This is a genomic window from Aurantimonas sp. E1-2-R+4, assembly GCF_036549515.1.
In the GTDB taxonomy this organism is placed as follows: Bacteria; Pseudomonadota; Alphaproteobacteria; order Rhizobiales; family Rhizobiaceae; genus Aurantimonas; species Aurantimonas coralicida_A.
On sequence record NZ_JAZHLK010000026.1, the window covers coordinates 1 to 23757 of the forward strand.

Sequence of the window (23757 nt, forward strand, 5' to 3'; positions counted from 1 at the left end):
GTGCCCTGGGCTCGTCGTCCTCCGCCTGAAAACGCGCGGGACAGAAACGCCTCCAGATCTTCATTGCTCGAAAAACCGTCCTGTGCGGCGTGCGAAGCGTAGGCGGGGCCGTCTGCGAAATCGCGATAGAACCGCTCATGCGGGCGCTCGGCTCCGCTGGCGTCGATTTCGCCCGCATCGAAGCGCCGGCGTTTTTCCGGGTCCTTGAGCAGGTCGTTTGCCGCCGAGAGGTCCTTGAACCTGCTCTCAGCCTCCTTGTCGCCCGGATGCAGATCCGGATGGTGCTTGCGCGCCAGTTTCTTGAACGCGGCCTTGATCTCCTTGCTGGTCGCGGAGCGGTCGACGCCGAGGGTCTCGTAAGGGTCCTTCATGCAACTGATTCCATGCCAACCATGCTTCGAATGCCCGTGTTCTTTATCGGTACTGCGCAACGCTCCGACGCCTCTGTTGCGGCGCCGATGGATGGCAGGCTCAAGCCGCCGCAGTCGGCAACTTGTCACGCACCCATTGCACGATCTGATTGGCCGACATCGCGCCCGAGGTTCTTGCCGTCTCCCGCCCATCCAGGAACAGGATCATCGTCGGAATGCCGCGAATGCCGAGGCGAGAGGCGGCTCCCTGTTCGGCTTCCGAATTGAGCTTGATCATGCGGACCCGCGGCTCCAGATCGCGCGCCGCGGCCTCATAGGCGGGCGCCATCGCCAGACATGGTCCGCACCAGGGGGCCCAGACATCGACGAGAACCGGCACGGTGCCGCGCGCGATCTGGCGGTCGAAATTCTCAGCACCGACATCCTCGGGATGGCCGGCGAACAGCTTCGCCCCGCATTTCCCGCATTTGGCGCCGCTGGCCGATCGCGACGGCGGCAAGCGGTTGACGCCGCCGCACTTGCTGCAAACCACACGGGTCTTGGTCATTCCGCTCTCCCTCCGCCTGGTTGGGTGCGATCTTCGCCCTGAAACGTCACCCGGCCGGCGCTCGCGCGATCGAGTCCTCCCATGATGTTGAGGAGTGTCGACTTTCCCGAGCCGGACGGACCCAGCATGACGACGAATTCGCCGGCCTCGAGTTCGGCGTCGACGCCGCGCAAGGCCCAGACCTCGACACCGCCGGTCCGGTAGACCTTGGTGACCCCCTGCATCTGGAAGACTGAAGTGACGCTGGCCATGCTGATCAGCCTATCGGTCGCGCGGCCTCGGCACGTTGACCTCCGTCAATTCCAGTTGCCGAGCGGCGCATCGGGCTCGCGGAAGCTCGCGTCTTAGCCGGACATCGCCCTGAGCGTGATCGCGAGCGCATATCGTCATTCACCGATCTCCAGAAGAGCCCGTCGTCGCAGAATGCGGATATCGCGCGAATCGACCAGCTCGATGAGCCGCTGTTCCTTGAGCCTGGTGAACGTCCGCGATACCGTCTCGATGGTCAGGCCGAGATGGTCCGCGATATCCATTCGCGACATCGGCAGATGGACGTGCTCGAGGTCGCCCTGCCGCTCGGCCATCTCGGCGAGGAAGCTCGCAACGCGTTCGAAGGCGGAGTGCCGAGCGAGCACTAAAAGATACCGTTGAGTCGTTCTCAGGCTCTGCAACGCCAAAGACAGTATGTCTGGATCGACACCATCACTGGTCGAGAGATGACGGCGGCAGATCCCGATGGCATTGATCGCCTCGGCAAAGAATTCTCGCTCCACGCCGGCTTCGAAGCCGAACGTTTCGCCAGCCAGATGGAATGCGATGATCTGCCGGCGGCCATCGGCCAGCAAGCGATAGACGCGAACCGCGCCGAACTCGACCCGGTAGAGATTGCCGGCCGGATCGCCCGCGGCGTAAATTTCCGCGCCCGCCTGGAAGAAGCTGACGATCTGCGGGCGGGGCGATGCGGCAGCAGATGGAAACGCCGGGTGATCGATCGTGAAGGGATGCGACCGCAAGGGCGCCTGGGCGAGCGTGGAAGCGAGCATTGTTGTTTCCCTTTCCGTTCTGGTGGGGGAAACCATGGCGCCGATCATGGTTGCGCGAAATTCGGTTATGTCCTTAGGGGAATTACGTAGCCTCAACGCGTTGCCGGACTTCCGGCAATGTTTTCAAGCTTTTGAATCAAAGCGTTGGGGCGAAGGCCGCACGTGATTTCACAGTGGCCTTGTTCAACCGCAAGGACCGAGAACTCCGCCGAACCGGGCTCGAGCTGGAAGGCCGCCCTCGGCGCGGCTCCCAGCACCGACTATCCGGCGATCATCACGCGCTTGCCGGGACCGGTTCTGGGTTCCTCCGCATTGATCCCGTGGCGGCATCTGGTGTTAGGTCTGGGCGTTCGATGATCCCAAACCATAATCGGAGAAACCAATGCACCAGGAAGGCGATTGGCAGATTGCAAAGGGGTCCATCCTCTTGGGCAGTGTACCCGAGGATGTCGCCGACATGATCCTGGCGCGGTCCGACGTCCGGAAGTTTGGCCGATCGGCGACGATCTTCCTGCAGGGCGATACCGCCAACAGCGTCTATATCGTGCTGGAAGGATGGGTGAAGCTGTTCCGGATCGCGCATAACGGGGCGGAGGCGGTGGTCGGAACCTTCACCAAGGGCCGAAGCTTCGGCGAGGCGGTGGCGTTTCGCGGCGACGTCTATCCGGTCGCCGCCGAGGCGGTCACCGATTGCCGGCTGATGCAGGTTCCCGCGGCAGTGGTGCTGCAGATGATGAAGTCGCAGCCGGAGCTTTGCATCTCGATGCTGGCGGCGACCTTCAAGCACCTGCACGCGCTGGTCGAACAGGTCGAGCAACTGAAGGCCCAGACCGGCGCGCAACGGCTGGCCGAATTCCTGCTCGACCTCTGCCACGTCGCCGAAGGCGCATGCACCGTGATCTTGCCCTACGACAAGGTGCTGATCGCGGGGCGGCTGGGCATGAAGCCCGAAAGCCTGTCCCGCGCCTTCGCGCGATTGAAGCAGAACGGCGTGGCGATCAGCCACAATCACGCAGCCATCGCGGATGTCGGACGGTTGCGCGGCTTTGTCGAAGAGGATCGCGCCGATGCCTGGAGCAAGGCCCAATGAGCGGGCGATTCGAGGCAGTCATCGCCGCGATCGACAGGGCCAATTCCGCCGATCCGACGCTGGAAGCGGAGACGCGGGAACCGGCGGCGCTTGTCTATGGCCGGCGGATGTCAGGGGAGCTCGACCGAATCTGCCCGGATGCGTCCGAGCATTTGCGGATTGCGGCGCGCGGACAGCACATCGAGCGTTGGAAGCTGCCGCGAAGCGCGTATCCCGACAGCCGCGAGGGCTATCACGCCTGGCGGAAAGCGCAGGCGCTGGCGCATGGCGCGCGGGTGGCGGAATTGATGATCGCGGCGGGCTATTGCGAGGCCGACGGGGCGCGTGTGGCGCAGATGCTGCGCAAGGAGGGGATCAAGCGCGACCCGGAGGTGCAGATGCTGGAGGACGTGATCTGCCTGGTGTTCCTGCGCTGGTATTTCGCGGATTTCGCCGCCAGGCACGACCATGAAAAAATCTTCGGCATCGTCGCCAAGACCGCGCGCAAGATGTCGGCCAAGGGACGCGCGCGCGTCGCCGCCGAATTCGATCTGCCGCCGGAGCTTGCGCCCGCGCTTGCGGTCTGAGGAACTGGCGGGCGGCGGCAAGGCAGGTCAAGAACTGCCCCGTCTTTGGTTCGTGCGCCTCTCAACGATCACAGGTCAAAGGATTGCTTCGAGCGATACGTTCGGATGGGCCTGCAGGACCGTTTTGATCGCATGGCGGGGCATCAGGCAGAAGGCGGTCGACAGGCCGTCGGCCAGCGCCGCGCTGTCTGCCGCTACCGACACCAGCCGCCAGCGGGCTTCGGCGTGCCCCGTCCGCGGATCGAGGATGTGACCGACGCGGCCGGCCTTGTCCAACGGCGTGCCGAGCGGCGCCGAGGTAGCCAGCGCGCGATCGCCGAGCGGGACCTCGCCGACGATCTCGCCGTCCGGCGTCGCGATCGCGGCGCGCCAGGGCGTTCGATCGGGGCGGCGGCCGAGAGCGGCGATCTCGCCCATGTCGATCAGAACGTCGGTCAGTCCGCGTGCGCGGACCAGCGCCGCCACCCGGTCGGCGATGTACCCTTGCGCGATGCCGTTGAGCGTCAAAGCCATGCCGTCGCGCCTGAAGCCGACCGCGTCCGGGCTGTGACGCAGATGCACCCAACCCGTCCGTTTCCTGGCCTCGGCAATCTCTTCGGCTTCGAGCCGCCGTTGCTCCTGCGCGGCCAGAGCGTGCAATTGCCATAGGGGCTGGATCGTCGGATCGAAGGCGCCGCCGGTCACGCGATGGAGCGAATCCGACAGGGCGAGGAGTTCGACCAGCTCGGCGGGCGGAGTATCCAGCCGTCCTTCAAGGTTCAGGCGGGCCAATGCCGAACCGGCGCGATACAGGCTGAAGATTCCCTCAAGCCGGTCGATCTCGGCCTGTGTCGCGGCAAAGATCTCGTCGGCGGCGTCACCCTTTATTCCGACCAGTGAAATGGAGGCCTCGGCGCCCAGTGCCGCGCCCCGCCAGCGTGTCATCGGCGCCCCGGCTAGAGCTTCACGAGGCAGGGCGGCGGCGGCGCAGATCGTCATGAAGCGGCGCCGGGTCAGGCATGGTGTCATGGTGAGTTCTCCCGCGCGGTCGGGGCCGTCGGACGGGCGCGTCGCTTCAGCACCAGGCAGGTGTTCGGATCGTGGTAGATCGTCTGGCAATGCAGGCAAAGCACGCATTCATTGGGATTGATCCGACCGATCGGATCGATGGCGCCAACCATGCATTTGGTTTCGCAAAGCCGGCATTCCCGTCCGCATTGGGGGCGGCGGCGAAGCCAGTCGAACAGCTTGAGCTTGGCCGGGATCGCCAGCGCCGCGCCAAGCGGGCAGAGATAACGGCAGTAGAACCGCTCGATGAACAGTCCCGCGACGAGAAGCGCCACGACGAAAAGAACGAAGGGCCAGGCCCGCATGAAGCGCATCGACATGGCGGTCTTGAAGGGCTCGATCTCGGCCAGCACCAGCGCCTGATCCATCGAATAGAACGACAGGCCGAGGATGGCGACGAAAGCCGTGTACTTGATGGCCCAGAGGCGCTCGTGAACGCCGAACGGCACCGCGATCTGCGGAATGCGGAGGCGCTTGGCGATCTCGTTGGTCAGCTCCTGCAGCGCGCCGAAGGGGCAGAGCCAGCCGCAATACACACCGCGGCCCCAGAACAAGAGCCCGAGGGCGACGAAGCCCCAGAGCATGAAGATCACCGGATCGATCAGGAAAGTTTCCCAACGAAAGCCGGTCAACAGCGATTGCAGGAACGCCACCACCTGAACAACGGACAATTGCCCACCGGCGATCCAGCCCAGCCAGACCAGTGTCACCGAAAGGAATGTGATCCGGCCCCAGCGCCAGAGCGCGGGGCGGCGCACGAACGCCTCCTGCAGGAAAAGGATCACCGCGAGGGTGGTCAGCATCAGGCCGACGCCGACGATCTCGAACCGCTTGCGCTGCCAGGCCGAGACCCACAGCGGCTCGGTTTCCGGCGCCATCTCCGGCGGCAGAAGAAACTGGGCCGGTAAGGTATAATCGACCGATATGCCCATCGAGACAGGTTCGCCGCCGGTGTCGCGGCTCGCCGTCACCTCGACCCGGAACGATAGGGCCGGATCGAAGCGGCCGGCAGGCAGCCGGAAGAGACTCATTTCCTTGACGTCGGGTGCGCCGGCGGCCGCGAGGCGGTCGATCCGGAGATAGTCCCCGCTTTCGAAGGTGATGGTTTTCTCATCCTGAATCACCGCGATCCGGTCGAATTCACCGGTGCGACGCCAGTCTGTGCCCCGATGCGAATGCAGGCCGCGAGAGGCGACGAACAACGCCGTCTCGCCGGGGCCCAATACCGCCATCGCCCGGGTGAAAAGCGCTTGGCCGAGGAGGTTTCGCCCGATCGTCGGCGGGTCGAGAATCCCGACCCAGAGATCGAGGAACGGCGCCTCGCCCGGCGGTGGCGGCATCTTGGCGGCGCTCAGCGCCACGCGCGCCTGATCGAGACTGACGGTGGTGCGCGCGAGCGCCCCTTCGGCCAGCAGCGCATCCCAGGACATCGGTCTGAAGCCGATCTGGTCGATCGCCGTTCCCCGCCCTTGCGCCAAGGCAAGCGTGCGGGCGGTCCGCAGAATGGCGTCGCGGATCACGCCGGTCGACACGGTCGCGCGCGAAATCACATCCGGAAGGTCGGGACGGTCGGCGAAGTCGATGGTCGGCTGGCGAGTCAGATCGACACCGGCAAAGCCGTCGACATAGTCGGCGATGTCCGATTCAGAAATTCCCAAGGTCAGGACCGGTTCGCTTTGACGGATGAGCCGGGCGCCCGCGATGCGGCCGTCGCGCGTCACGGCGACGAGAATATCGATCGGCCGCCCCGAATAACCGACGGATTCGGTGATTTCCCAGGTCGAGGCGATGTGGCCGATCAGGCCGTCCGGTGTCGTGACCGACCAGCCGGGCACCGCCCCCTCCTCGCGCGTCAAGGCAAGGGGACCGTCACGAGCGAACAGGCGGGCGGCCAACGCCAGATCGGGTTTTGCCGCCGCCTCCTCGCTTTTGACTTGCAGCAGGCCATCGGCCAGCGCGCCATCTCCCAAACCCGGGGAGGCGAAGGCCATGACGAATATGATCAAGGCCTGCCTCAGCCGCATCACTGAACATCCTTTCGCTTTTCGCCACGATGATGCCGCTTCCCCATCGGCACCTTGATGAAAGTCAAGGAACGTCGTCGGCCGGGGGGGCATCTTCCGCTTTGAACCTACCCGCCAACGGAGGCCGCCCCATGAAAACCATTCGCGAAACGCGGAGCTTGAAGCTCTTAGCCAGCATCGCGTTGCCGCTTGCGCTCGCGGCGACGGGCGCTGCCGCACAGGAGAAGCCGAAGGGGCATGGCGATTCGCCAGCCGCGAAATACGTCTACAGCGCCACCTCGCTCGGCGAGATCGGCGTGGAAATCCCGGGTCTCAAGCCTGACGATCCGGTCATCACCCAGGACGAATTCAATACGGCCGCCACGATTTACTTCGAACGCTGCGCCGGCTGCCACGGCGTGCTGCGCAAGGGCGCGACCGGCAAGGCGCTGACCCCCGACATCACCCGCCAGAACGGCTACGAATATCTGCGGGATTTCATGACCTACGGGTCGCCCGCCGGCATGCCGAACTGGGGCACCTCAGGTCAGCTCTCCGAAGAGCAGATCGACATGTTGGCCCGTTACCTGCTGATCGAGCCGCCGGCGCCGCCGGAGTTCGGCATGCCGGAGATGCTCAAGACCTGGAAGGTCCTGGTCGCGCCGGCGGACCGGCCGACGGAAAAGATGAACGACATCGATATCGACAATCTGTTTTCCGTGACCCTGCGCGACTCTGGCCAGATCGCGCTGATCGACGGCGCGACCTACGAGATTCACACGGTGATCGACACCGGCTACGCGGTGCATATCAGCCGCATCTCGGCCTCCGGCCGCTATCTCTTCGTCATCGGCCGCGATGCCAAGGTCAACATGATCGACCTGTGGATGGAAACGCCGGCGACGGTGGCCGAGATCAAGATCGGCGCCGAGGCGCGCTCGGTCGAGACCTCCAAGATGGAGGGCTGGGAAGACAAATACGCCATCGCGGGCGCTTATTGGCCGCCGCAATACGTCATCATGGACGGTGATACGCTGGAGCCGAAGAAAATCGTCTCGACGCGGGGCATGATCTACGACAGCCAGGAATATCACCCTGAGCCACGCGTGGCGGCGATCGTCGCGTCGCACTACCGCCCCGAGTTCATTGTGAACGTCAAGGAGACCGGCAAGATCCTGCTGGTCGACTACTCCGACATCAAGAACCTCAAGGTCACCGAGATCGAGGCCGAGCGGTTCCTGCACGATGGCGGCTTCGACTCCACCAAGCGCTATTTCCTCACCGCCGCGAACGCGCGCGGCAAGGTCGCGGTGATCGACACCAAGGAAGGCGAGCTAACCGCGTTGCTGGAGACCGGCGGTCAGACCCCGCATCCCGGCCGCGGCGCCAATTTGAACCATCCCGTCTACGGGCCGGTCTGGGTGACCTCGCATCTCGGCGACGAGACCATCGCGCTGATCGGGACCGACCCGGAAGGACATCCCGACAACGCCTGGAAAGTGGTGCAACAGCTCGAGGGGCTGGGCGGCGGTTCGCTGTTCGTGAAGTCGCACCCGACCTCGAACCATCTTTATGTCGATGCGCCACTGAATCCCGACGCTGAGGTGACCGCCTCGATCGCGGTCTTCAAGGTCGACGAACTCGACAAGGAAGAGCCCGAATACACGGTGCTGCCAATCGTCGAATGGGCGGGCATCGCGGAAGGCCAACCCCGCGTCGTGCAGGGCGAGTTCAACAAGGCGGGTGACGAAATCTGGTTCTCGGTCTGGAACGCCAAGGATCTGGAATCCGCCATCGTGGTCGTCGACGACAAGACGCTGGAGCTGAAACACGTGATCAAGGATCCGCGGCTGATCACACCGACCGGCAAGTTCAACGTCTTCAACACCCGCCAGGACGTCTACTGACGCGCGCCCGGGGCGGCGGCACACGCCGCCCCAACTCGATCAGTCCGGGAGAAAGCTATGAAGACGCGTGGACGGGTGTTTCTGGTCGGGGCGGGTCCAGGCGATCCGGAGCTTTTGACGTTGAAAGCGGCGCGCGTGCTGGAACTGGCGCATGTCGTGGTCCATGACCGCCTGGTGTCGCCCGAGGTGCTGGCGCTGGCGCCGCCGACGGCTCGGCTTGTCCCGGTCGGCAAGGCGCCGACCTCCCATCCGGTGCCGCAGGAGCGTATCAACGAAATCCTCGTCGAGCTGGCACTCGAAGGGCAGACGGTGGTGCGATTGAAGGGCGGCGATCCTTTCATCTTCGGTCGCGGTTCGGAAGAGGCCGAAGCCTTGCGGGCAGCGGGAATCCCGGTCGAAATCGTCCCCGGCATCACGGCGGCGCAGGGGGCGGCCTCCGTCACCGGTGTGCCGCTGACCCATCGCGGGCTGGCGACAGGCGTGCGCTACGTGACCGGACACTGTCGAAGCGACAGGCCGCTCGACCTTGAATGGCTGGGATTGGCGGACACCCAGACCACGCTGGTCGTCTATATGGGGGCCGCCAACATCGCCGAGATTTCCGAACGGCTGATCGCGCACGGCATGCCCGTGGCGACGCCCGTGCTGGCGATCGCCAATGCGACGACGCCGCGCGAGCGGCGGCTGACCTCCCGTCTGGACCGGATCGCCAGCGACATGGCCGAGGCGCGTCTCACCGGCCCGGTGCTGTTTCTGATCGGCGATGTCGTCTCGCTTTACCGCTCGTCACCCGCCGAAATGTTCACGCATCTTGCCGCCGTTCATGCGCCGTTGGCTCATGCGTGAGGTTCTGGTGGCCCTTTTGCTCGTTATCGGGGCACCGGCCTTGGCGCAGGAGCTGCCGCCGGGCCGGGCGGCCGAACTTGAGCGTTTGGTGCTGCAGGATTGCGGCTCATGCCACGGAATGACGCTGAAAGGCGGGCTCGGACCGGATATCCGCGCCGAGACGCTGGCCGGGACGCAGCCCGACGGGCTTGTCGCCATCATTCTCGATGGCGTTCCGGGAACCGCGATGCCGCCCTGGCGCCCGCTCCTCAGAGATGAAGAGGCGGCCTGGATCGCCGGCTATCTCTTGGACGGAGGCAACGAATGAGCCGTGGCTTTTCCCTTGGCCTGATCATGCTGGCGTCGATTTCCGCGGTCTTCCTTGGCGTTGCCCAAGCGCAGGAGCCCCGCGCCACCGGCGATCTGGGCGTGGTTGTAGAACGGGCCTCGGGCTCGCTGCTGATCATCGACCAGTCCGAGCACGCCGCGATCGGGCGGGTCGAGGGCCTGGGCGATCTGTCCCATGCTTCGGTAGTATTCTCGGCGGACGAGCGTTTCGCCTTCGTCTTCGGCCGCGACGGCGGGCTGACCAAGGTCGATCTGCTGACCCAGTCGATCGCTGGCCGCGTCGTGCAATCGGGCAACGCCATCGGCGGCGCAATTTCCGACGACGGGCAACTCGTCGCGGTCTCGAACTACGAGCCGGGCGGCGTGCGCGTCTTCGATGCCGAAACGCTGGAGAGCGTCGCCGACATCCCGACCGGGTCGAAGACCATCGGCCTGGTCGACGCGCCGGGGCGGCGCTTCGTCTTCACCCTGTGGGACGCGGGGGAGACGTGGATCGCGGACTTTTCCGGTGAGGAGCCGGCGATCACCCGGATCGGCGGGATCGGGACGAACCCCTATGACGCGCTGATCACCGGCGACGGGCGGCACTACATCGCGGGGTTGTTCGGCGAGGACGGGCTGACGGCGCTCGATCTCTGGCAGGAACCGCCGGTTCCGCGGCGGATTCTGTCGGGCTACGGAAAGGGCAAGGAACCGCTGCCGGTCTACAAGATGCCGCATCTGGAAGGCTGGGCGCTGGCGGGCGACCGTTTTGTCCTGCCCGCCGTCGGACGACATGAAGTGCTCTGGGTCGACAGCCGGACATTGGCTGAGGTGGGGCGCACAGCCACCCATGGCCAGCCAGTCTTCGCCGTCGCCCGGCCGGACGGGCGCCAGGTCTGGGTCAATTTCGCCCACCCCTTGAACGATACGATCGAGGTAATCGATACGCTTTCGGGCGAGGTGATCCACACGCTGACGCCGGGACCCGCCGTCCTGCACATGGAGTTCACCGCCCGCGGTCACGAGGTCTGGGTCTCGGTCCGCGATGCCGGGCGTGTGGACATCTACGACGCGCGCAGTTTCGAGAAGCTGGGCGAGATCGCGGCGGAGAGCCCGTCGGGGATTTTCTTCACCGCGCGCGCCCACCGGACGGGGCTCTGAGCGATGAGCTTGACCGTCGACATCATCGACCGCGCGCTGCTCGACAATTGGCAGCGGGATTTTCCGCTGGTACCCCGGCCGTTTGCCGCGATTGCCGAGCGGATGGACCTTCGCCAGAAGGACGTTCTGAGCCGGCTCGCCGAGATGGAGGCCGTTGGCGCAATCAGCCGCGTCGGCGCCACCTGCCGGCCGGGCACCGCGGGCGCGAGCACGCTGGCCGCCGTCGCTGCTCCCGAATGGCGGATCGACGAGATCGCCGCCCTCATCGGCGGCGAGCCGGGCGTGAACCACTCCTATCTGCGCGAGAACCGCTGGAACATCTGGTTCGTGGTGACCGGCCCCGATCGGCTCCATGTCGACGCGACGCTTGACCGCATTCGTGCGCGCACGAAACTTGAGGTCCTCGATCTGCCGCTGGTGCGCGCGTTCAATGTCGATCTGGGCTTCTCGCTCGACGGCGCCGGCCACGTGCCGCCGGCGCGCGAACATATCGACGCCGGCGTACTGGAACCGGAGGACCGGCCGATCATGCAGGCGCTCTCGACCGGCCTGGCGCTGGTGCCCCGTCCTTTTGCCGAATTGGGCCGCGCGCTCGGTCGGTCCGAGGCGGACGTGCTGGCACGGGTCAAGGCGCTTGCCGCGGCCGGTATCCTGTCGCGGATCGGTGTGATCGTGCGCCATCGCGCACTCGGCTGGCGATCCAATGCCATGGTGGTCTGGGAGGCGGACGAGGCCGATCTGGGCCGCATCGGACCTGCGCTGACCGCCGTGCGCGGCGTCACGCTCTGTTATCAACGGCGCGCGGCGCCCGGCGTCTGGCCCTATACGCTCTACTGCATGATCCACGCCCGCAGCCGCGACGAGGCGATGGCGGTGCTCGATCGCGCCAGCAGCGAGGTCGGCCTTCAGGATGCTCCGCATCAGGTGCTGTTCAGCATTCGCTGCTTCAAGCAGACGGGAGCGTTGGTGGCGTCCACGGAAGGAGCAGCGGCATGAAGCGCTCCGCGCTCGAACTCGACGCGACCGACCGGCTGATCGTCAACGCTTTGCAAGAAGGGTTTCCGCTCACGCCGCGTCCCTATGCGGAGGCGGCGACGCGGCTCGGCCTGAGCGAGAGCGAGCTGATGTCGCGGCTGGGACGCATGCGCGAAACCGGCGTGATCACGCGCTTCGGCCCGTTCTACGACGCGGCCGCGATCGGAGGGGCCTTCTGCCTGTGCGCGATGGAGGTCCCGGCCGAGCATTTCGAGGCCGTGGCGGATGCGGTCAACGCCCATCCGGAGGTCGCGCACAATTACCAACGCGAGCATCGTCTCAACATGTGGTTCGTGCTGGCGACCGAAACGGCGGAGGCGGTCGAGGCCGTCGCCGATGAAATTGAGGCGGAGACGGGGATTGCCGTGCTGCGGTTTCCGAAGCTGCAGGAATTCTTCATCGGTTTCAGGGTGGCGGCATGAGCATCGACGCGATCGACCGCGGGATCATCGAGGCCACCCAGGCGGGGCTTCCGCTGACGCCCGCGCCCTATGCCGCGATCGCGGCGGAGTTGGGACTGGACGAAGCTGAGGTGATCGCGCGCATGACGGCCATGCGGGAACGCGGCGTGATCCGCCGCATCGGGGCAGCGCCCAATCATTACGCGCTCGGCATGACCGCCAACGGTATGACGGTCTGGGACGTGGAGGACAGCGCCGCGGCGCGGATTGGCGCCGAGGTGGGCGCGCTCGACTTCGTCTCGCACTGCTATCTGAGGCCCCGCGCGCAACCCGTCTGGCCTTACAATCTCTTTGCCATGGTGCATGGCAGCGATCGCAACCAGGTCGAGGCGAAACGCGAGCGCATCGCGGCATTGCTCGGTCCCGCCCGCCGCAGCGGCGACATCCTCTATTCGACCCGCATCCTGAAGAAAACCGGTCTGCGGCTCGGCCGCAAAGGAGGGCGCTGATGTTCCGCCTCTCGCATTATATGCGTCAACTGGTCGACCCGACCCCGGTGCGCGCGCGCCGCGGGCCGGTCAAGCCGGTGGTGATCTGGAACCTGACCCGGCGCTGCAACCTGCGCTGCCGCCACTGTTACACCAGTTCAGCGGATGTGGCGTTTCCCGGAGAACTGACCCATGAGCAGGCGATGGGCGTCTTGGAGGATCTCGGCGATTTCGGTATCCCCGCGCTGATCCTTTCCGGCGGAGAACCGCTGGCCCGCCGCGACGTCTTCGAGATTGCCGAGCGGGCGCGGCAGATGAAGATGTATCTCGCGCTCTCGACCAATGGCACCGCCATCGTCGGCGCGACGGCCGACCGGGTGGCCGAGATCGGCTTCGACTATGTCGGCATCAGCCTCGACGGGATCGGCGAGACCAACGACTGGTTCCGGGGCAAGGTCGGCGCCTTCGACGAGGCGCTGGCGGGCGTGCGGGCCTGCAAGGAGCGCAACATCAAGGTCGGCCTGCGCTTCACCATCACCGAGGACAACGCCCATCAGTTGTCCGAAATGCTGGCGCTGGCCGATGCGGAAGGGGTGGACAAGTTCTACCTGTCGCATCTGGTCTATGCCGGACGGGGCGACAAGCACCGCGGCGAGGACGTTGGCTGGTCGCGGACGCGCCATGCGATGGAGCTTCTGATCGATCGCGCGTGGGTCGCGGCGGCCGAAGGCATGCCGCTGGAGATCGTCACCGGCAACAACGACGCTGACGCGGTCTATTTCCTGCGCTGGGCCGAACGCCTATTCCCGGCCGAGCGGGTCGCGCATCTGCGCGCGCATCTGGAGGCCTGGGGCGGCAATTCCTCCGGTCTGGGCGTGGCCAACATCGACCCGCAGGGCAACGTGCATCCCGACACCTATTGGTCGGACTACACCATCGGCAGCGTCAAGGAGCACCGCTTCTCCGAACTGTGGACCGGTGACGACCCGATGCTGGCGCAGCTCCACCGCCGTCCGCGCCCGCTGAAGGGCCGTTGCGGGGCTTGCGCCTATCAGAGCGTGTGCGGCGGCAATACTCGAATCCGTGCATTGCAGCTCACAGGCGACCCCTGGGCCGAGGATCCTGCCTGCTACATGAGCGACGCTGAGATCGGGGTCAAAGCGGGTGGGCGCCTGACTGTCACGCCGTTTCGGGGAAAGAGCCATGATCCGGTTCATCGTTTTCACTAGCCTGCTGCTGACGGCCTTCGCCGGGGCGGTGCAGGGCGAGCCGCGGGCGCAGTATTCGCGGTATTGCGCCGAATGCCACGGCGCCGACCGACTCGGCGGCACCGGGCCGGCGCTGATCCCGGAGACGCTGAAACGCATGCGCGGGCCGAAGCTTGGCGTAGTGATCGCCGAAGGCCGCGCCGCGACGCAAATGCCCGGCTTCGCCGACACCCTGAGCCCGGACGAGATCGCCGCTCTCGGCGATTACCTGACCACGTCGCTGGCGAAAATCCCGGACTGGGGTCCGGGGCAGATCGAACAAACCCGGACGCTCGACCCGGACTATGTGCCCGTCACGGCCCCGGCCTTCGACGCCGATCCTTTGAACCTGTTCCTCGTCGTCGAGACCGGCGATCATCACGTCAGTGTCGTCGACGGGGACAGCTTTACGGTGCTGGATCGCTTCCCGACGCCCTTTGCCGTGCATGGCGGGCCGAAATTCACGCCCGACGGGCGGTTCGTCTTCATCATGTCGCGCGACGGTTGGGTGCAGAAATACGATCTGTGGAGCCTTGCCGAGATCGGCCGTGTCCGCGCCGGGTTGAACAGCCGCAACATCGCGATCTCCAAGGACGGCAAGCATCTGGCGGTGGCGAACTATCTGCCGCGCACCCTGACCATCCTTGCGACCGCCGATTTGTCGGTGGAGAAAGTCTTTGAGGTGGCGGACAAGGACGGCACGCCCTCGCGGGTATCCGCCGTCTATCAGGCGCCGCAGCGCGACAGTTTCATCCTGGCGCTCAAGGATGCGCCGGAGATTTGGGAAATCGCGACCGATCCCAATGCCGCACCGGTCTATGAGGGCTATGTCCACAGTTACGAGAAGGGGATGGTCGAAGCGATCGCGGGGTCCGAGGGGCTGTTCGCGCTGCGCCGGATTGCGGTGACGAGCCCGCTCGACGACTTCTTCTTCACGCCGGATTATCGCCACCTGATCGGCGCGGCGCGCGACGGCGAACGCGGGGTGGTGGTGAACCTGACCGTCGGTCGCGAGATCGCGGAACTGCCGCTGCCCGGCCTGCCGCATCTCGGCTCGGGCATCTCCTGGATCAGAGACGGCCGGCGGGTGATGGCGACGCCACATTTGAAGCAGGCGCGGCTGTCGGTCATCGACATCGAGACCTGGCAGGTGGTCAAGACGATCGAGACCCTCGGTCCCGGCTTCTTCCTGCGCAGCCACGAAAACAGCCGCTATGTCTGGGCCGACGTGTTCTTCGGCCCGAACCGCGACGCGATGCATGTAATCGACAAGCAGACGCTGGAGATCGTCAAGACCCTGCGTCCGGTTCCCGGCGCCACCGTCGCCCATGTCGAGTTCGATCGGGACGGCAAGTATGCGCTGGTCAGCGTCTGGGAGGATGAGGGCGCGGTCATTGTCTACGATGCGCAAACGCTCGAGGAAGTCACCCGGTTGCCGATGAGAAAGCCCTCGGGGAAGTACAATGTCTGGAACAAGATCAGCTTTTCGGATGGCACCAGCCACTGAGTCGCGCGCCGCGCTCATCGTCGCGCACGGCTCCCCCTCGGCGCCCGGGCGGCCCGAGGAGGACCTGCACGCGCTGGCCGATCGTGTGGCGGCGAGGCTTCACGGCTGGACCGTGCGGGGCGCGACGCTCGCCGGTCGCGGCACGCTCAAAGCCACGCTCGACACGCTCGGAAGCCAGCAGGTGTCGATCTATCCATTGTTCATGTCGGACGGCTGGTTTGTCAGCCGCGAGTTGCCGCGGCGGATCGGCGAGCTCTGCGACGGCGCCTTCGCGATGCTGTCGCCGCTAGGCCTCGATCCGTCTCTGCACGCGTTCTGCCTCGATTGCGTGCGCCGCGCTGCGTCGGAGCGAGATTTATCGCTGGAGGAGACCACGATCCTTCTCGCCGCGCATGGATCGCCGTCGGATCCCCGGCCACGCGAAGCCGCCGAGAAGGCCGCGCGCTTTATCGCCGCCGCCGGGCTGTTTCGCGACGTTCGCGTCGGCTTCGTGGACGAGGTTCCGTATCTTGCCGAGGCGGCGCGGCTCAATGGCCCGGCCCTGTGCCTGCCGTTCTTTGCCGGGCATGCGGGGCATGTCGATGTCGATTTGCCCCGGGCTCTCGCCGAAGCGGCCTTTCCTGGCCCGATGCTCGATCCCGTGGGGATGCGGCCGGAGATCGCGCAGATCGTCGCGGCCGCGCTGTCGATGCATGCCGCGCGGATCGCGGCTTGAAAGCCTCCGCCGCTGACCACCGTAGGTTGGCATAATCGGTTTTTCGTCTGTTCCCGGAGCCGGCAATCGCCTCCCGCCGTAGCTGGCCATGTTCATGCCCACCTTCGCCTTCGGTGCCGCGCTCAGGCGCTTTCGGCACGAGAATTTCCAATACTTGACTTTCGTCAAGCCGCCGCTGCCCGGGCGTCGGTATTCTTGAAAGGTCTCGATTCGAGGTCCTTAGGGAAGGTTCTGCAATGGCCGACGAACAGGAAACCCCGCGCCCGGAGCGTATCCCATTCATGCAGCAGCTTCTCGACAACCCTTTCCTGCTGCTGGTGTTCGGGATCACCATCCCCACGGTTCTTTATCTGATCTGGGGCGTGATGGAGATCGTCACAATTCCGCTCGCCCAATAGGAGTCCAACATGGCCATAACTCCTCCCCAGAACCGAATTTGGTGGAACGAGCCGATCCACAAGATCGAGTTGAGCTGGATTGTCATCGCCTTCCTCTGGGGTCTGTTCATGTTCTTCTTCATGATCGCCTGGCACTTCATCGGCGACCAGAACCTTGCGAATGAGACCTACCGGATCAACCCGGACAAATATGTCGAAAAGGTCGAGGCGTTCGCCGAACAGTGGCAGGTCGGCGAGGAGGAGGGCGTGCCGGTGGTCCGCCCGCCGGCCGGTGAGGAGGTCTATTTACTCGCGCGTCTCTGGGAGTGGTGGCCGATTCTCGAGCTGAAGAAGGACCAGAGCTACCGCATCCATATGAGTTCGGCCGACTGGCAGCACGGTTTCTCGCTGCAGCCGACCAACATCAACATCCAGGTCCAGCCTGGATACGAGCATGTCATCACCCTGACGCCGACCGAGGCGGGGGAGTTCGGCATCGTCTGCAACGAGTATTGCGGCATCGGTCATCACCAGATGACCGGCCGGATTCGCGTGACTGAATAAAGGAGAGCGCCATGACCACGATCGATGCAGGCATCGCGCCGGGCGCTTTTTCCGAGGCCGTGTTCCGCAAATGCGGCTACACCGGGCTGAAGGTGGACGTCGCCGCTCAGCGACTGATCAAGGCCAATGCGGTGGCCGCCGTCGTCTTTCTCATGCTCGGCGGGCTGATGGGGGTGGCGGTGGCGCTGACCCGCTGGCCGGCGGTGCATCTTCTGCCGGCCGAGTGGTTCTATCTGGTCCTGACCGGGCACGGCGCCAATGTGCTGCTCTTCTGGATCATATTCTTCGAGATCGCGATTCTCTATCTAGCCTCGGCGGTTCTCCTGAACTCGCGTCTCGCGGCACCCAAATTCGCCTGGCTCGGCTTCGTGCTGATGATCGTCGGCGCGTTGATGGCGAACTACGCGGTGCTGCGCGGCGACTCATCCGTGATGTTCACCTCCTACCCGCCGATGATGGCGTCGTCCTGGTTCTATCTATCGCTGATTCTCTTCTCGGTCGGCGCACTGATCGGGGTCGCGGTCTTCTTTGGTACTCTGGTCATCGCCCGCGCCGAGCGCACCTATGAGGGATCGATACCGTTGGTCACCTTCGGCGCACTGACCGCGGCGATCATCGCGGTATTCACCATCGCCTCCGGCGCGATCATCCTGATCCCGACCTGGCTCTGGTCGCTCGGGCTGATCTCGAATATCGATCCGCTGATGTACAAGGTGATCTGGTGGGGCATGGGCCACTCCTCGCAGCAGATGAACGTCTCGGCGCATGTTTCGGTCTGGTATCTGATCGCGGCGCTGGTGGTGGGGGCGAAGCCCTTGTCCGAGAAGGTCAGCCGGACCGCCTTTTTGATGTACATCCTGTTCCTGCAGCTCGCCTCGGCGCACCATCTGCTCGCCGAGCCCGGCATGAGCGCCGAGTGGAAGATCATCAACACCTCTTACATGATGTATCTGGCCGTCATGGGCTCGATGATTCACGGACTGACTGTGCCCGGCGCGATCGAGGCGGCGCAGCGGCGCAACGGCTTCCGGAAGGGCTGGTTCGAGTGGCTGCAGAAGGCGCCCTGGGGCAACCCGGCCTTTTCGGGAATGTTCCTCAGCCTCGTCATGTTCGGCTTCATCGGCGGCATCTCCGGCGTCGTGCTCGGCACCGAACAGCTCAACGTCCTGATGCACAACACCATCTATGTGCCCGGCCATTTCCACGGCACGGTCGTCGCCGGCACCACGCTCGCCTTCATGGCGGTGACCTATCTGTTGTTGCCGCTCATCTTCCAACGCGAGGTCATCTGGCCGAAGCTGGCGAAGTGGCAGCCCTATCTGTTCGGCATCGGCGCCGGAGGCATCTCGCTGTTCATGATGGGGGCGGGCACCCTCGGCGTCGCGCGGCGGCACTGGGACATCACCCTGACCGATGCAGCGCATGCCTTCGAGTATGCGCCCGGTGCCTTCCTGATGATGGGGCTGAACGGCATCTTCGCTCTCATCGCGGGCGTGGGCGGCGCGCTCTACATCCTGATCACGGTTGGCACCGTGTTCTTCGGCAAGAAGCTCGACACCGCAGGAGCGCAGCCGATGCACTTCCCGCTGCACGCACAGGGACCGTATGCGGCATCGCACTACGGCAGCGAGGGCACGGTCAAGCTGCCGGGCACGATCGTTTTGGTGACGATCTTCTTCGTCTCCTTTGTGCTCTACTACTTCGTCAACTGGAAGTATCTGTCCGACCTCTGGCTGTTCCGGTAAGGGCGAAGCGATGCTGGCCGCGCTCCGCATAACCGGTTCGATCCTGAAGCTGAGGATAGGCTTCGCCGTCGCGCTGGCGGCGCTGGCCGGGATGCTGGCCGGCGAGGGCGCGCTCTCGCCAGTTCAGGCCAGTGTCTTCCTGCTCGCGGTCCTCGGCGCTAGCGGGGCGGCCGGCGCCTTCAACCATTACTGGGAGCGCGAGAGCGACCGGGACATGCGGCGGACCCACGCCCGGCCCTTCGCCAGCGGCCGCCTGAAGCCCGGTCCGATCTGGCCGGTGACCTTCGCCGGCCTGCTGCTCGCCTCGCTGGTCATGGCCTGGTCGGTCGGAGGTTCACTGGCGGCGTTCTGGCTGTTTCTCGGCGCCATCACCTATGGCTGGGTCTATACCGTATGGCTGAAGCGGCGGAGCGTGTGGAACATCGTGGTCGGCGGCGCGTCCGGCAGTTTCGCCATCCTCGCCGGCGCGGCGGCGGTCGGCGGCGAAATGCAGGCGACGCCGGTGATCCTCGCCCTCGTCATGTTCTTCTGGACGCCGCCGCACTTCTGGTCGCTGGCGGCGGCGAAGGGCGACGACTATCGGCGGTGCGGCGTGCCGATGCTGCCAGTGATCGTGTCCGAAAAGGTATGGGCGCCGATCATCCTCGGTCACGCAGCGGTGTTGCTGGTGCTCTCCCTCTTACCGCTCGCCACCGGCATGGGTCTGGTCTACGGCGTCTTCGCGCTGGCCGGCGGCGGGCTGTTCCTGTGGCGCTCGGCCCAGCTCTGGGCGGCGCCGTCGCGGCAAACCGCGATGGCCAATTTTCGCGCTTCGCTCGTGCAATTCGCGCTGCTTGTCACGGGCGTCTATCTCGACGCTGCGGTCCGATGGGCGACCTGATCCGCCGCTTTGTCGGTATTGCGCTCCTGTTCGCGGTGGCCATACCGCTCCGGGCCGAAGGCGCCGAGAGTTTTGATCCGATCGCGGTGGTAGCCGCGAGCGAGGCGGCGTTGGGCCGACTCGTGGGCGACTACACGCTGGTCGACCGTCATGGCGCGTCGCTCCCGCTGGCCGAGCTTCGCGGCCGGCCGCTGGTGGTCAGCATCGTCTATACGAGTTGCTCGTCGGTCTGTCCGCCGACGACGCAGCGGATAATCGAGGCGGTCGAGGAGGCGCGTCGCGTCTTCGGCGCGCAGCAATTCTCGGTGCTGACGCTCGGCTTCGACGCCCGCAACGACACGCCGTCCCGGCTCGACGCCTTCGCCAAAACACAGCGTATTCCCGAGGCGGACTGGCGGCTCGCCAGCGCCGACGCGGCGACGCTGCGGCGGCTTCTCGCCGATGTCGGTTTCAGCTATCGCGCCGCCGCCGGCGGCTTCGAGCATATCACCCAGACGACGATCCTCGACGCAGAGGGACGCGTCTACCGCCATATCTATGGCGACGACTTTCCGATCCAGATGCTGCTGGAACCGCTCAAGGACCTGATCTACGGCACGAGCCTGCGCGGGATCACCCGCGAGGGCCTGATCGATCGGATCAAGTTCATCTGCACGACCTACAACCCGGCGACCGGCGTCTACGAATTCGACTATGCGATCGGCTTCGGCATCGTGCTCGGCGGGCTCTCGCTGATCCTGACGGGGATCGTCATCCTGCGGCTCTGGCTGGGCAACCGGCGGCCGGTGGGGCGATGTCGGGACGAGGTATGAGAGCCGTCGGTACTACCCTGAGCCGCGGCTTCGACCGGGTCGAACGGGCACTCGACGCCATCTTCGGACCCGAGTGGAATCCGATGGCCCAGCTTGGCACGCTCGGCTGGTTCCTGTTCTGGATCGTCACGGCGACCGGGGTCTATCTCTTCATCTTCTTCGATACCGGCGTGGTGAACGCCTATACGTCGATCGAGTGGCTGACCAACGACCACTGGTTCCACGCCGGCATTGCGCGCAGTTTTCACCGCTACGCGTCCGATCTGATGATCGCGGTCATGCTGGTTCATCTGGTTCGCGAGTTCGCCAGGGGGCGCCATCGCGGCGCGCGATGGTTCTCCTGGATCACCGGCGTGCCGCTGATCTGGCTGGTCTATATCTCCGGCATCACCGGCTATTGGCTGGTCTGGGACCGCCTGGCGCAATACGTCGCCATCGCCAGCACCGAGCTGCTCGATTGGCTGCCCATCTTCGGCGAGCCGATCGCGCGGAATTTTCTCACGCCCGAGGCGTTGAGCGGGCGGTTCTTCACCCTCCTGGTGTTCCTTCATATCGCGGTGCCGCTGATCCTGTTGCTGGTGATGTGGATCCATATCCAGCGGATCACCAATGCCCGGACCGCGCCGTCGCGGGAACTCGGCGGCATCGTTCTGGCCGGCCTTTTGATCGCCTCGCTGCTGCTACCCGCCCGCTCGCAAGCCGCGGCCGATCTGGCGATGGTGCCGGCGCAGGTCGGTATCGACTGGTTCATCCTGCCGCTCTATCCGGTGATGGATATGGTGCCGGCGGGCGCGATCTGGGCCGGGTTGGTGCTCTTCAGCGTCGGAATGTCGGCCCTTCCCTGGTTGCCGCCCAAGCCCCGTCCGGCGCCGGTCGAGGTGTTCCTCGACCATTGCAATGGCTGCAACCGTTGCGTCGAGGACTGCCCCTACGGCGCGGTCACACTGGTGCCGCGCACCGATGGCGCGCCGTTTCCCCACCAGGCCGAAGTCGACCCCGATCGTTGCGTCGCCTGCGGTATCTGCATGGGGTCATGCCCGTCCTCGACGCCGTTCCGCCGCTCCATCGATCTGGTGACCGGGATCGACCTGCCCGACCTGCCGCTGAAGATGGTGCGCGAGCAGGTGATCGAGGCCGCTGTGGCGCTGGAAGGGGCGGGACGGGTGCTGACGCTGGCCTGCGCCCATGGCGCGGCGGGAAGGGATCTGCCGGGACGGGTCGTGCTGCCTTGTGTCGCCATGGCCCCGCCATCGCTGATCGACTTCATCCTGTCCCGCGATCTGGCCGATGGCGTGGCGATCGCCGGTTGCGCCGAGCGAGAATGCCAGCATCGCTTCGGCATCGAATGGACCGAGCAACGCATCGCCGCGACCCGCGATCCCTATCTGCGCGCCCGGGTGCCGCGCGCCCGGCTGGCGACGGTCTGGGCGGGGCCGACGGAAACGGCGCGGCTTGCGCGCGAATTGGCGACCTTCCAGGATCGTCTCGCCGCGCTGCCAGCCGATGATGCTTTGCCAGCGGGAGCGACGCGGCAGTTCCCTCAGTCGATCGAGGAGGTCGACCAATGAGCCGGGTTCGCCGCCTGATCCTCGGCAGCGCTGTGACGGCGGTGGTCGCCACTGGCGCCGCGTTTTTTTCGGCCGCGCCGACATGGCGGAGCCTGCCGGAAGGGACCGGCGTGGTAAAACTCAGCTTCACCCATGGCGGCGCGCGTAACTGCCGACAGCTCGACGCAGAGGAACGGGCGAGATTGCCGGCGAATATGCGCAAGCGTGAGATCTGCGATCGCGAGCGCGCGGCGCTTCGGTTCGAACTCGACATCGATGGTGAGCCGGCGCTTCGCGCCGAACTGCCGCCGAGCGGCCTGGCCGGCGACGGCCCGGCTCGGGTGTACCAGCGTTTCCCGCTTGGCGCGGGGGATCATGAAATCGCCGTCCGCCTGGCCGACACTGGGCGCGCCGAGGGCTTCGACTACGAGGCCGCGCGCCGCATTACCCTAACGGCGGAGCAAAATCTCGCCATCGACTTTCGCCCCGAGCAGGGCGGCTTTGTCTTCAACTGATTGTTTGTGGGAGGAGTACCGATGCCTCGGATGGAGTGGAAGGACAGCTATAGCGTCGGCGTTCCGGCCGTCGATCACGAGCACAAGGAGCTGATCGATCTCGTCAACCGGCTTGGCGACGCGCTGACCGGGGACGGCGATGCGGTCGCCGCCTTCGGCGATCTGCTGCGCGGGATATCTGCTCATTTCGCGCTGGAGGAGAAGTTCATGCGCGAGCACGACTACGACCAGATCGCGCAGCACAAGGCCGATCACGAGCGGCTGCTCGACGAGTTGCGGGATATCATGAGCGATTACGAATCCGGCACCGGGCCTCAGGCCGACCGGCTGGTCGCGGCACTGGATCCCTGGTTCACCGAGCACTTCAAGACGCATGACGCCCGGCTCCATTCCCGCCTCGGCCAGCATCCGCATTGACGGGTGGGCCGCAGGAGACCGCACGTCATGATCCATTGGGCCAAGGCCACCTGCCGGGCCCACCAAAATCTCCGCAAGTCATTGCAATTGCCCGACGGCCGTCGACATTCGGACCGGGCCCCGTCCGACATGCTTCACATGGATGAGGATTCCCTTCCTCTGCCCAACCCTGTGACCGTGCAAAACGGGTCTACCAATATGTGCGGCGCGTCCCCGACGATGTGGCGGACACATGTGTCGCGCAGCCGATTCAACGACGCCAAAGACGCGGCTGTCTCGGGAAGGCGCGTCTTCGTGCGGAAAAGTAGGTCGATGACGACGAGCTGGAACGGCGGCGCCGGACCTTCCGATCGCCGTCGAACCCGGCGACCGGGCGGCGCGGCTTATGATCAGATTTGTGCCCAGGAGGTCCTTCAGGCGGATGAGGGGGCAGGCGGATGAGGGGGGGCGATTTCACGATCCTGCAGCCGGTCAAGACATGAGATGGCCGGACCGGACGCTGGTCCGCGCCCGCAGGCATGTCGCCAATTCCGATGCTACCCAGCCAATGTGGATCGAAATCCGCATGCGACATCGTCGCCGGCAGAGGTTCCCCGCGCAAATGGGTGGTATCCCAC

Annotated in this window: 26 protein-coding genes; 20 read left to right on the plus strand and 6 right to left on the minus strand. The window is 65.4% G+C overall.

Going from position 1 to position 23757, the window contains the following annotated elements:
- The 4 genes from VQ045_RS12845 to VQ045_RS12860 form a co-directional block, all read right to left on the minus strand.
- Positions 1 to 371: DnaJ domain-containing protein (locus tag VQ045_RS12845; RefSeq protein ID WP_331830372.1), on the minus strand; the 371-nt coding region annotated here is incomplete at its 3' end.
- Between the two features lie 100 nt (positions 372 to 471).
- A complete protein-coding gene (trxC, locus tag VQ045_RS12850; protein ID WP_331830373.1) occupies positions 472 to 918 on the minus strand; it encodes a thioredoxin TrxC in 447 nt (148 codons plus the stop codon).
- Positions 915 to 1169 carry an ATP-binding cassette domain-containing protein gene (locus VQ045_RS12855; RefSeq protein WP_331830374.1) on the minus strand — a complete coding sequence of 85 codons (255 nt, stop codon included), beginning with the start codon at positions 1167 to 1169 and terminating at the stop codon, positions 915 to 917. The genes trxC and VQ045_RS12855 overlap by 4 nt, the downstream gene beginning before the upstream one ends.
- A 135-nt stretch (positions 1170 to 1304) precedes the next feature.
- Positions 1305 to 1961 carry a helix-turn-helix domain-containing protein gene (locus tag VQ045_RS12860; RefSeq protein WP_331830375.1) on the minus strand — a complete coding sequence of 219 codons (657 nt, stop codon included), beginning with the start codon at positions 1959 to 1961 and terminating at the stop codon, positions 1305 to 1307.
- 382 nt (positions 1962 to 2343) lie between these two features.
- Here VQ045_RS12860 and VQ045_RS12865 point away from each other — a divergent pair, with 382 nt between their 5' ends.
- Together VQ045_RS12865 and VQ045_RS12870 are read left to right on the plus strand one after the other, a co-directional pair.
- Positions 2344 to 3051 (plus strand): Crp/Fnr family transcriptional regulator, encoded by a 708-nt coding sequence (locus VQ045_RS12865; protein ID WP_331830376.1) that lies wholly within the window; start codon positions 2344 to 2346, stop codon positions 3049 to 3051.
- On the plus strand, positions 3048 to 3617 hold the full coding sequence (locus VQ045_RS12870) for a DUF4202 domain-containing protein (RefSeq protein WP_331830377.1): 570 nt from the start codon (positions 3048 to 3050) through the stop codon (positions 3615 to 3617). The genes VQ045_RS12865 and VQ045_RS12870 overlap by 4 nt, the downstream gene beginning before the upstream one ends.
- A 75-nt stretch (positions 3618 to 3692) precedes the next feature.
- Here the strand turns inward: VQ045_RS12870 and VQ045_RS12875 are convergent, their stop codons facing one another.
- Positions 3693 to 4625, minus strand: coding sequence for an FAD:protein FMN transferase (locus VQ045_RS12875; protein WP_331830378.1), 933 nt, complete (start codon positions 4623 to 4625; stop codon positions 3693 to 3695).
- Positions 4622 to 6688: a 4Fe-4S binding protein gene (locus VQ045_RS12880; protein WP_331830379.1), complete on the minus strand. Its 2067-nt coding sequence runs from the start codon at positions 6686 to 6688 to the stop codon at positions 4622 to 4624. The genes VQ045_RS12875 and VQ045_RS12880 overlap by 4 nt, the downstream gene beginning before the upstream one ends.
- A gap of 131 nt (positions 6689 to 6819) precedes the next feature.
- Here VQ045_RS12880 and VQ045_RS12885 point away from each other — a divergent pair, with 131 nt between their 5' ends.
- From VQ045_RS12885 to VQ045_RS12970, 18 genes are all read left to right on the plus strand, one after another.
- The gene (locus tag VQ045_RS12885) at positions 6820 to 8574 is read left to right on the plus strand and encodes a cytochrome D1 domain-containing protein (RefSeq protein WP_331830380.1); all 1755 of its coding nucleotides are present in this window, start codon (positions 6820 to 6822) and stop codon (positions 8572 to 8574) included.
- Between the two features lie 57 nt (positions 8575 to 8631).
- Entirely contained in the window at positions 8632 to 9420 is a 789-nt protein-coding gene (gene cobA / locus VQ045_RS12890; protein ID WP_331830381.1) for a uroporphyrinogen-III C-methyltransferase, read from the plus strand.
- Positions 9421 to 9427: 7 nt separating this feature from the next.
- Positions 9428 to 9727: a c-type cytochrome gene (locus VQ045_RS12895; protein ID WP_327647086.1), complete on the plus strand. Its 300-nt coding sequence runs from the start codon at positions 9428 to 9430 to the stop codon at positions 9725 to 9727.
- Positions 9724 to 10890 carry a cytochrome D1 domain-containing protein gene (locus tag VQ045_RS12900; RefSeq protein WP_331830382.1) on the plus strand — a complete coding sequence of 389 codons (1167 nt, stop codon included), beginning with the start codon at positions 9724 to 9726 and terminating at the stop codon, positions 10888 to 10890. Before VQ045_RS12895 ends, VQ045_RS12900 begins: the two co-directional genes overlap by 4 nt.
- Before the next feature lie 3 nt (positions 10891 to 10893).
- A complete protein-coding gene (ahbB, locus tag VQ045_RS12905) occupies positions 10894 to 11886 on the plus strand; it encodes a siroheme decarboxylase subunit beta (protein ID WP_331830383.1) in 993 nt (330 codons plus the stop codon).
- Positions 11883 to 12347 carry an Lrp/AsnC family transcriptional regulator gene (locus VQ045_RS12910; RefSeq protein WP_327626196.1) on the plus strand — a complete coding sequence of 155 codons (465 nt, stop codon included), beginning with the start codon at positions 11883 to 11885 and terminating at the stop codon, positions 12345 to 12347. The genes ahbB (VQ045_RS12905) and VQ045_RS12910 overlap by 4 nt, the downstream gene beginning before the upstream one ends.
- Complete coding sequence (gene ahbB / locus VQ045_RS12915; protein WP_327624217.1) at positions 12344 to 12835, plus strand: siroheme decarboxylase subunit beta; 492 nt, start codon at positions 12344 to 12346, stop codon at positions 12833 to 12835. The genes VQ045_RS12910 and ahbB (VQ045_RS12915) overlap by 4 nt, the downstream gene beginning before the upstream one ends.
- Positions 12835 to 14043 (plus strand): heme d1 biosynthesis radical SAM protein NirJ, encoded by a 1209-nt coding sequence (nirJ, locus tag VQ045_RS12920; protein ID WP_331830384.1) that lies wholly within the window; start codon positions 12835 to 12837, stop codon positions 14041 to 14043. Before ahbB (VQ045_RS12915) ends, nirJ begins: the two co-directional genes overlap by 1 nt.
- Positions 14018 to 15568 carry a cytochrome D1 domain-containing protein gene (locus VQ045_RS12925; protein ID WP_327647078.1) on the plus strand — a complete coding sequence of 517 codons (1551 nt, stop codon included), beginning with the start codon at positions 14018 to 14020 and terminating at the stop codon, positions 15566 to 15568. The genes nirJ and VQ045_RS12925 overlap by 26 nt, the downstream gene beginning before the upstream one ends.
- Entirely contained in the window at positions 15552 to 16283 is a 732-nt protein-coding gene (locus VQ045_RS12930; RefSeq protein WP_327647077.1) for a sirohydrochlorin chelatase, read from the plus strand. The genes VQ045_RS12925 and VQ045_RS12930 overlap by 17 nt, the downstream gene beginning before the upstream one ends.
- A gap of 236 nt (positions 16284 to 16519) precedes the next feature.
- Entirely contained in the window at positions 16520 to 16681 is a 162-nt protein-coding gene (locus VQ045_RS12935; protein WP_327624213.1) for a hypothetical protein, read from the plus strand.
- A 9-nt stretch (positions 16682 to 16690) separates the two neighbouring features.
- On the plus strand, positions 16691 to 17224 hold the full coding sequence (locus VQ045_RS12940; protein ID WP_327624212.1) for a hypothetical protein: 534 nt from the start codon (positions 16691 to 16693) through the stop codon (positions 17222 to 17224).
- 11 nt (positions 17225 to 17235) lie between these two features.
- The gene (locus VQ045_RS12945; RefSeq protein ID WP_331830385.1) at positions 17236 to 18969 is read left to right on the plus strand and encodes a cbb3-type cytochrome c oxidase subunit I; all 1734 of its coding nucleotides are present in this window, start codon (positions 17236 to 17238) and stop codon (positions 18967 to 18969) included.
- A 10-nt stretch (positions 18970 to 18979) separates the two neighbouring features.
- Positions 18980 to 19849: a heme o synthase gene (gene cyoE, locus VQ045_RS12950; protein ID WP_331830386.1), complete on the plus strand. Its 870-nt coding sequence runs from the start codon at positions 18980 to 18982 to the stop codon at positions 19847 to 19849.
- Positions 19837 to 20661 (plus strand): SCO family protein, encoded by an 825-nt coding sequence (locus VQ045_RS12955; protein WP_327647076.1) that lies wholly within the window; start codon positions 19837 to 19839, stop codon positions 20659 to 20661. The genes cyoE and VQ045_RS12955 overlap by 13 nt, the downstream gene beginning before the upstream one ends.
- Positions 20658 to 22229: a cytochrome b N-terminal domain-containing protein gene (locus VQ045_RS12960; RefSeq protein ID WP_331830387.1), complete on the plus strand. Its 1572-nt coding sequence runs from the start codon at positions 20658 to 20660 to the stop codon at positions 22227 to 22229. Before VQ045_RS12955 ends, VQ045_RS12960 begins: the two co-directional genes overlap by 4 nt.
- Positions 22226 to 22723: a hypothetical protein gene (locus VQ045_RS12965; RefSeq protein WP_327624207.1), complete on the plus strand. Its 498-nt coding sequence runs from the start codon at positions 22226 to 22228 to the stop codon at positions 22721 to 22723. The genes VQ045_RS12960 and VQ045_RS12965 overlap by 4 nt, the downstream gene beginning before the upstream one ends.
- A gap of 21 nt (positions 22724 to 22744) precedes the next feature.
- A complete protein-coding gene (locus tag VQ045_RS12970; RefSeq protein WP_327624206.1) occupies positions 22745 to 23140 on the plus strand; it encodes a bacteriohemerythrin in 396 nt (131 codons plus the stop codon).
- Positions 23141 to 23757: the final 617 nt, after the last annotated feature.

Bases quoted from the DNA above. Each gene is read 5' to 3' on its own strand.
- cobA (WP_331830381.1), top strand. From the start codon at position 8,632: ATGAAGACGCGTGGACGGGTGTTTCTGGTCGGGGCGGGTCCAGGCGAT.
- VQ045_RS12935 (WP_327624213.1), top strand. From the start codon at position 16,520: ATGGCCGACGAACAGGAAACCCCGCGCCCGGAGCGTATCCCATTCATG.
- cyoE (WP_331830386.1), top strand. From the start codon at position 18,980: ATGCTGGCCGCGCTCCGCATAACCGGTTCGATCCTGAAGCTGAGGATA.
- VQ045_RS12945 (WP_331830385.1), top strand. From the start codon at position 17,236: ATGACCACGATCGATGCAGGCATCGCGCCGGGCGCTTTTTCCGAGGCC.
- VQ045_RS12930 (WP_327647077.1), top strand. From the start codon at position 15,552: ATGGCACCAGCCACTGAGTCGCGCGCCGCGCTCATCGTCGCGCACGGC.
- ahbB (WP_331830383.1), top strand. From the start codon at position 10,894: ATGAGCTTGACCGTCGACATCATCGACCGCGCGCTGCTCGACAATTGG.
- VQ045_RS12900 (WP_331830382.1), top strand. From the start codon at position 9,724: ATGAGCCGTGGCTTTTCCCTTGGCCTGATCATGCTGGCGTCGATTTCC.
- VQ045_RS12965 (WP_327624207.1), top strand. From the start codon at position 22,226: ATGAGCCGGGTTCGCCGCCTGATCCTCGGCAGCGCTGTGACGGCGGTG.
- ahbB (WP_327624217.1), top strand. From the start codon at position 12,344: ATGAGCATCGACGCGATCGACCGCGGGATCATCGAGGCCACCCAGGCG.
- VQ045_RS12940 (WP_327624212.1), top strand. From the start codon at position 16,691: ATGGCCATAACTCCTCCCCAGAACCGAATTTGGTGGAACGAGCCGATC.
- trxC (WP_331830373.1), bottom strand. From the start codon at position 918: ATGACCAAGACCCGTGTGGTTTGCAGCAAGTGCGGCGGCGTCAACCGC.
- VQ045_RS12865 (WP_331830376.1), top strand. From the start codon at position 2,344: ATGCACCAGGAAGGCGATTGGCAGATTGCAAAGGGGTCCATCCTCTTG.
- VQ045_RS12875 (WP_331830378.1), bottom strand. From the start codon at position 4,625: ATGACACCATGCCTGACCCGGCGCCGCTTCATGACGATCTGCGCCGCC.
- VQ045_RS12855 (WP_331830374.1), bottom strand. From the start codon at position 1,169: ATGGCCAGCGTCACTTCAGTCTTCCAGATGCAGGGGGTCACCAAGGTC.
- VQ045_RS12885 (WP_331830380.1), top strand. From the start codon at position 6,820: ATGAAAACCATTCGCGAAACGCGGAGCTTGAAGCTCTTAGCCAGCATC.
- VQ045_RS12970 (WP_327624206.1), top strand. From the start codon at position 22,745: ATGCCTCGGATGGAGTGGAAGGACAGCTATAGCGTCGGCGTTCCGGCC.
- VQ045_RS12870 (WP_331830377.1), top strand. From the start codon at position 3,048: ATGAGCGGGCGATTCGAGGCAGTCATCGCCGCGATCGACAGGGCCAAT.
- VQ045_RS12925 (WP_327647078.1), top strand. From the start codon at position 14,018: ATGATCCGGTTCATCGTTTTCACTAGCCTGCTGCTGACGGCCTTCGCC.
- VQ045_RS12910 (WP_327626196.1), top strand. From the start codon at position 11,883: ATGAAGCGCTCCGCGCTCGAACTCGACGCGACCGACCGGCTGATCGTC.
- VQ045_RS12955 (WP_327647076.1), top strand. From the start codon at position 19,837: ATGGGCGACCTGATCCGCCGCTTTGTCGGTATTGCGCTCCTGTTCGCG.
- VQ045_RS12880 (WP_331830379.1), bottom strand. From the start codon at position 6,688: ATGCGGCTGAGGCAGGCCTTGATCATATTCGTCATGGCCTTCGCCTCC.
- VQ045_RS12960 (WP_331830387.1), top strand. From the start codon at position 20,658: ATGAGAGCCGTCGGTACTACCCTGAGCCGCGGCTTCGACCGGGTCGAA.
- nirJ (WP_331830384.1), top strand. From the start codon at position 12,835: ATGTTCCGCCTCTCGCATTATATGCGTCAACTGGTCGACCCGACCCCG.
- VQ045_RS12860 (WP_331830375.1), bottom strand. From the start codon at position 1,961: ATGCTCGCTTCCACGCTCGCCCAGGCGCCCTTGCGGTCGCATCCCTTC.